Raw genomic sequence first — 7,059 nt, forward strand, 5'->3', positions numbered from 1 at the left:
ATTAGGAGGATATTATGGGGAGATTAGTTCATTTCGAAATTCATGTAAGTGACATGGAACGTGCAAAGAAATTTTATGGAGAGGTATTTGGTTGGTCATTTAAAGACTGGAGTGATTATGCGGGAATGCCTTACTTTGGAGCGGTGACTGGCAATGCAGACGAACCTGGAGTCGATGGTGCTTTAATGCAACGTCAAGGTGCTTCTCCAGAACCAAACCAAGCTTTAAATGGATTTGCTTGTACAATGGGCGTGGAAAATTACGATGTAACGGAAGCTAAAGTTCTTGAGAATGGCGGCAAGGTTGCAATGCCGAAATATGCTCTGCCTGGAATGGCGTGGCAAGGATACTATATCGATACCGAAGGCAATATATTCGGAATTCATCAACCCGATGAAAATGCAAAATAGCATCCATGATAGTTCAAAAAAATATGCAATCATAAGACACGGTAAGCATACTTAAAAATGTATGCAACATAATACCTGTCTTGTACTGCGAGAAGCTGTTTAACTTTTCACTTTTAAATTAAACAGCTTTATCATTCTTAAAAAAATCGTAAATAAGACCTGAGCTTGGTAATCTACCAGGCCTAGGTCTTTTTCTGATGCTCAGCAATTGTTTTTAAAAAACATTCCATCGAGTTTGTCATGTATGCATCTTTTCGTCGTATAAAGACGGTTGAAATAGTTCCGTATTTTTTAGGAATTGGATGACAATGAACCTTGCCTGTGGTAGATAGATGTTCAGCAGCCGATTGCGGTACAAGTGTAACGCCAAGACCAATGGCAACACTGTTTAAAATTGTCTCTAATATATTAAATTCCATGATTCTTTTTGGCAGTAAACCCTCATCTTTGAGCCAGAGTTCTAGCTTGGAACGATATCCGCAACCTTGATTAGAAACAAGGAGTGGTGTAGTCATAAATTCCTCGATACGAAAGGATTTGTTTTGTGAAATGAGAACGAGATTTTCGGTATATACATCATATTGTTCTAAAAGCGGATGTTTAATTGGTCCAGTTATAAAAGCTCCATCTAATTGGTGATCCGCTACTTTTTTAATAAGTTCCTCAGTTAAACCAGCTTGTAGTGTTAAGTCGACATTAGGATATCCCTTATAGTAAGAGGCTAGAATGGTTGGTAATATACTCACTGTTTCAACTGTACCGATTTTTAATGTCCCGGTCGGTGTATCACTATCTAAAAATACTTGTTTCATTTCTTCGACATCCTGCAAAATCTTATTAACGTAAGTAAGCATTTTTCGCCCTTCTGGATTTAATGTCATCCCTTTTTTATGACGATAAAAAAGCGGCGTTTGGAGCTCCTTTTCTAATAGCTTAATACGTGCCGTTACATTGGATTGTACATAATTCAATTCTTTTGCAGCATGGCTGACGCTTCCGTGATTTGCGACACTTTTGAAAATCTGTAAATCTCGCAGTTCCATTAGGCATTCCCCCTTAAAAACTATCATTATAAATGATAGTTAATATCACTTTCAATCATTTTACGTGATGTATTTTCTTTTTTATAATTCTCATTGTGTATTTAACTTCTTTCAGCGGGTGTCCAAACACCCGCTGAAAGAAGTTAAAGCCTCCGGCGGATGTCACGGAATCGGAAAGGAGTTCTTTGTGCGAGGGCACAAAGCCGATTCCGGACGCAATTATGCCGAGGCATAATTGATAGGGTTATATAGAAACGAGGAAAAACAGTGAGCAAAAGTAAAATAATAGTAGGTATGATCGCGTGTTTAATTGCAAGTATGTCATGGGGAGCCATGTTTCCAGTTGCAGATCATGCACTTAAATATATAAATCCATTTTATTTTTCAACTATTCGATATGGGGCAGTATCGATTGTATTAATCATTTTATTATGGATGAAAGAAGGGAAGAAAGCGTTTCGTTTAGAGGGGAAAGGTAAGCTGCTCGTTTTCTTTGGAATCATGGCGTTTACTGTTTACAATGTGCTTGTATTTTTAGGCCAGATGTTAATGGGGAAATCCGGCGTTATGGTAGCTTCGATTATGGAAGCACTCATGCCAATGATTTCGATTGCTATTCTTTGGGGGTACAAACATGTGAAACCGAAGAAGTATATGGTTAGCAGCATGATCATTGCTTTTGTTGGAGCTGTTTTTGTTATTACTAAAGGCGATATGAGTTTCTTTCTTACACTGAAACAGAATCTAGTTTCGCTCGCATTCATTTTAATTGGTGTTGTAGGATGGGTTATTTATACAATGGGCGGTCAAACATTTAATGATTGGTCTACTCTTCGCTATTCAACATTAACATGTGTATTTGGCACAGCTGTAACAGGTATCATCACAATGATCATCACGATGCAAGGGTATGTATCAGTCCCAAGTACGGAAATGATTTTTGCTATTAAATATGATTTATTGTTTATGATGACACTGCCAGGTATTGTAGCATTGCTTAGTTGGAATTATGGTGTGAAAATCCTATCATCCATTAATGGAATTTTATTTATAAATTTTGTTCCAATTACTACATTGGTCATTATGATGATACAAGGATATAAAATAACAATCTTTGATGTAGCAGGGACCCTACTTGTTATTTCAGCTCTTATTTGGAATAACATATGTCAGCGTAGAGAAGAAAAAACGAATCCGCAGGTTATACAAGAGGAAGAAGAATTACGGCAGGCTGTTTAATATTAGAAGATTTATGATTTTCTTTATCTACTAAGCATGGAGTAAATAATAGATTAAGCTTCTTTTAGCGCAATATTTGTTTATAAGAATGGGACCTCCTATTGGAAGTCCCTATTCTTTACCTACAATGTATTATTCTTGATACTCAGCATGATTATGACGAGTGCAACCAAATAGATAACAGGCTGTCTGGATAGAAGGATCAAATTCCCTGGTAGGAATGTATCCAGACGAGATTCGTTCAAACATTCGTTCATACTCTTTCTTTTCATCAAGACATTCTTTAATGTTGGCCTGTTTGTCGATTTCTGACCAATCTTCATCACATTCTTCTTCATAGGCTTCTTTGATTTCTTCTATTTTTTGTTTGATGACTTCATTTAGTATATCATGAGCATGTGTTGAATTATTTAGTTTGAGCAGTGCATAAACATATCGACTAATCCAATTAGGTTGTTTCCAATAAATATCCCACCCCTTTACAAACCACTCAATAGCTTCTTTATAAAAACCCAACTCTACATATAAATTCGCTACATCAACTTCACCGACAAACTCATCGTCATCTTTTGAAAATTTATCAACTTTAATTTTTGCCTCATTTAATTTTCCTAACTCAATCAAACATTTTACATGGCAATACATTGCATAATCAGAGTTTTCTGAAGCAAAAAGAAAATATTTCGAAGCGTCTTCCAAGTTTCCAAGATGATAATTAGCAACGGCTAAATTATTATAAGCGGTTTTGGTAGGGTGGATAGAAATAGATGTTACTAATATTTCTTTTGCGTATTCCCACTTTTTTTGCCTAATATAAATTTCACCTAACAAATTATATGGAAAATATGAGGAGGGCTTCATATTAATAACTTCTTCCAACAAAACCTCGGCTATTGTGTCTTTATATTCTTCATAACAATATATCCAAGCAAGATTAGTTAAAGATTGTACAGTTCTTGATTCATCTACTGCTTTTTGAAATAACTTTAATGCATCTTCATATTCATTTTTTTCAAGTAATTCAATAGCTTTTTGATTAATATTCAATTATTTTATCCTCTCGTTTTTAGTTTATAAGTTCAAAGACTGATAACCCTAGCTTATCATAGGTTACTCTAATTAAAATAACTTTCTAAGAATTGAAACCAACTCAAATAATGGTCGAGGTATTTAGAAGCCACGCCGTTGAATCGGTTCATTTTAAAGAATTCTATTTCATCACATTGTGCTAATACTTCTAGAATAGCTTGAATTACTATTTTTTATCTTCATATTGAACACATTTTTTATTTTTGCTATAGTGTTTGGAAAACTAGAGAAAGGGGAGCACATATCATGATGGGAATATTAGATTTAGAACGATTTACAAGTTTATCAAACGAACAGTGTGAAATTATTTTAGATGTGGCTCAAAACCTTCAAATAATGGCTGACCTTTCTCAAGCAGATATATTTATTGATTGTCTTTTGGAAGAAGATAATGCATCTTTAGTTGTAGCTGAAGCAAAACCTACTACTATCTCATCTTTGTATAAAAAAAGTATGTTAGGGAAGATAACATTTGAAGAAATGGAGCCTGGTGTTTTATTTAGTTTAAAAACTGGAAAGCCAATTTTTGGATCAAGAGGGATTACGGAAGAGCGCGGAATAATGCAACAAGATATTGTTCCTATAAAAGACCGGCATGGGAAGACCATTGCGGTATTAATTAAAGAAAGAGATATCTCACAGGTAGTACAAAACGAAAAAAATATAGAGCAACTTATGAAAGCGGCCAATAGTGAAGACAAACAACGTGTATTTCATGCCATTGTCGTTCAGGAAATTCATCATCGCGTTAAAAATAATTTACAGGTTATTTCCAGTTTGTTGCGGTTACAAATGCAACAATCTCACTCGGTGGAAGTAGCTGAGGTATTTCACGATAGTATATCTCGTATATCAAGTATGGCTTTGGTTCATGATTATTTGGCCCAGCGTGGAACTGAGGAAGCAGATATTAAAGTTTTACTACAACAAATATCTACTTTACTAGTCTCCTCGTCCATTATTCCAGGTCAACAAATTGTTGTGTCTGTTGAGGGGGAATCTGTATTCTGTCCTTCAGATAAAGCAACAGCCGTTGCGCTGATTATCAATGAGTTAGTTCAAAATAGCATAAAACATGCTTTTCCTTCACAAAATTACGGGGAAATTGTGATAAATTTAGGACGACGAAAACAAATGGTTACTATTACAGTAATGGATGATGGATGTGGAATTGGTGATTCTTTTTCTTTAGGTGAGATGTCATCTTTAGGATTACATCTTGTAGATATGTTAGTTGAAGAGAGGCTACAAGGAGTTCTTTCATTCCCTCAGTCTGATAAAGGGACAAAAGTTTCAATAACTTTTCCGATAATAGCTACCGAAATTAATTAATACTAGATGGTAAAATAGATTAACATACCGGCTTTGCTCCTAAATAATTCTTTAGTTAAACAGTAAAAGCTCATCGCCATAACGGGTGGTTGATTTCCGTTCCGACTGGGTGCTTTCCGATGAGCCGCTTTTGTTGTTGCTGTCGCTACGTTAGCACTACGCTTTCGCACAGAAAACATACGCTACGCTCCAGGGTCTCATCTGTGACGCTGATCCCCGCCTCCACTCAAATCAATGGCGTACGTTTTAACAAATGTCATCCACAACTTTTGGTGATGAGCCATAATAAATTTCACTGTTAATCGAGACTTTGTTTCGTAGTAGTATTGTTACTGTTTTCAAAAAGAGAAAGCACGCTTTACAAAATCTTTGAGAGTAGTGTAGAATGAACTAAAATAATATCTGAGGCAAAGGCGCCTTTCACGCCTGAAGAAAATTTCTTCGGGGTATGTGAAAGCGCTTTTTTTTCGTTTATTGCAATCGTTAACATATACAAAGGGGTGTTAAATGATGAAATTGTCCTGTGTGGTAAAAGGAACTCATTATACGTTTTCGTCGGTAAGGGAGGTACTTGCAAAAGCAAGTGAAGCTAAATCTGGGGATGTGATGGCGCGTGTAGCAGCTGAATCATCACTTGAGCGCATGGCAGCAAAAGTGGTACTTAGCGAGATGCAGTTGAAAGAAATTTATGAGAATCCAGTTATTCCGTATGAGATGGATGAAGTAACACGCTTGATTTATGATGATATTAGCGACACGATATACAAAGATATTCAAGGTTGGACAGTCGGTGAACTGAGAAATTATATTCTGTTATCTGATACAGGTACAGATCAATTATTGAAACTTTCAAGGGGACTAACAAGTGAAATGATTTCAGCTGTTGCCAAGCTGATGTCAAGCATTGATCTTGTTCTTGCTTCGCAGAAAATGAAGTATCAAGCACATTGCAATACAACAATTGGAGAGCCTGGTCGCTTAGCATTTCGTTGTCAGCCAAACCATCCAAATGATGTTCCAGAAGGCATTTTGTATTCCATAAAGGAAGGGTTGTCCTTCGGAGCAGGTGATGCAGTTATTGGTATCAATCCGAATGTGGATACGATTGAATCCGTCAAAAAACTATTGACACTTTCACATGAATTTATTGAGAAATGGCAAATTCCAACACAAAATTGTGTTTTGGCTCATATAACAACACAAATGGAAGCTTTAAAACAAGGGGCACCTATCGCACTTATGTTTCAAAGTTTAGCAGGTACACAAAAAGGGAATGAAGCATTTGGTATATCTAAAAAAATTCTTGATGAAGGCTATGAGATGATGGCTCGATATGGTACATCTACAGGCCCAAACTTTATGTATTTTGAAACAGGACAAGGTTCGGAGGTATCTTTAAATGCTGATTTTGGGGTAGATATGCAAACTCTTGAATCAAGAAGCTACGGTTATGCACGTCACTGGAAGCCTTTCATGGTAAATACCGTTTCTGGCTTTATTGGACCGGAGACACTATATGATGGACGCCAATTAATTAGAGCCGATCTTGAAGATGGATTTATGGGGAAATTGCATGGTTTACCAATGGGGATTGCTCCAACTTATACAAATCATATGGATGCCGACCAAAATGATCAGGAAGTTGCCGGTATAATAACGGCAGTTGCAGGAGCGAATTTTTACATGGGAGTACCGGGTGGAGATGATGTCATGCTTAATTATCAAGATACAAGCTATCACGATGATGCTAGTTTGCGTGAGATCCTGGGCTTACGACCACTTCGGGAATTTGAAAAATGGTTGGAGAATATGGGCCTGATGGAAAATGGAAAGTTGACAAAACGTGCAGGGGATTTATCAATTTTTGATTAAGGAGCATTCCTGTTAGAAAGATTTTCAGGGGCTTGAAAAAGAAAAAGCCCTCTTGTATGATGCATGAGTGTCAA

Annotated in this window: 7 protein-coding genes; 4 read left to right on the forward strand and 3 right to left on the reverse strand. The window is 36.5% G+C overall.

The window, feature by feature from the left end; translation table 11 throughout:
- The first annotated feature begins 14 nt into the window (after nucleotides 1-14).
- Nucleotides 15-410: a VOC family protein gene (locus AN161_RS11855; protein WP_053594547.1), complete on the forward strand. Its 396-nt coding sequence runs from the start codon at nucleotides 15-17 to the stop codon at nucleotides 408-410.
- A gap of 182 nt (nucleotides 411-592) precedes the next feature.
- Here AN161_RS11855 and AN161_RS11860 read toward each other — a convergent pair whose 3' ends face one another.
- Nucleotides 593-1,453, reverse strand: a complete 861-nt coding sequence (locus AN161_RS11860; RefSeq protein ID WP_053594548.1) for a LysR family transcriptional regulator — start codon at nucleotides 1,451-1,453, stop codon at nucleotides 593-595.
- Between the two features lie 267 nt (nucleotides 1,454-1,720).
- On the opposite strand from AN161_RS11860, the gene AN161_RS11865 reads away from it, so the two are divergent.
- Nucleotides 1,721-2,692 (forward strand): DMT family transporter, encoded by a 972-nt coding sequence (locus AN161_RS11865; protein WP_053594549.1) that lies wholly within the window; start codon nucleotides 1,721-1,723, stop codon nucleotides 2,690-2,692.
- A 132-nt stretch (nucleotides 2,693-2,824) separates the two neighbouring features.
- Here AN161_RS11865 and AN161_RS11870 read toward each other — a convergent pair whose 3' ends face one another.
- Nucleotides 2,825-3,739: a tetratricopeptide repeat protein gene (locus tag AN161_RS11870; protein ID WP_053594550.1), complete on the reverse strand. Its 915-nt coding sequence runs from the start codon at nucleotides 3,737-3,739 to the stop codon at nucleotides 2,825-2,827.
- Between the two features lie 288 nt (nucleotides 3,740-4,027).
- Between AN161_RS11870 and AN161_RS11875 the strand changes: the two genes are divergently transcribed.
- Nucleotides 4,028-5,113 (forward strand): sensor histidine kinase, encoded by a 1,086-nt coding sequence (locus tag AN161_RS11875; protein WP_053594551.1) that lies wholly within the window; start codon nucleotides 4,028-4,030, stop codon nucleotides 5,111-5,113.
- A gap of 2 nt (nucleotides 5,114-5,115) precedes the next feature.
- Here AN161_RS11875 and AN161_RS29615 read toward each other — a convergent pair whose 3' ends face one another.
- On the reverse strand, nucleotides 5,116-5,292 hold the full coding sequence (locus tag AN161_RS29615) for a hypothetical protein (RefSeq protein ID WP_158003013.1): 177 nt from the start codon (nucleotides 5,290-5,292) through the stop codon (nucleotides 5,116-5,118).
- 331 nt (nucleotides 5,293-5,623) lie between these two features.
- Here AN161_RS29615 and AN161_RS11880 point away from each other — a divergent pair, with 331 nt between their 5' ends.
- Nucleotides 5,624-6,985, forward strand: coding sequence for an ethanolamine ammonia-lyase subunit EutB (locus AN161_RS11880; protein WP_053594552.1), 1,362 nt, complete (start codon nucleotides 5,624-5,626; stop codon nucleotides 6,983-6,985).
- Nucleotides 6,986-7,059 lie beyond the last annotated feature (74 nt).

The organism is Lysinibacillus sp. FJAT-14222 (assembly GCF_001278875.1).
Classification (GTDB): Bacteria; Bacillota; Bacilli; order Bacillales_A; family Planococcaceae; genus Lysinibacillus; species Lysinibacillus agricola.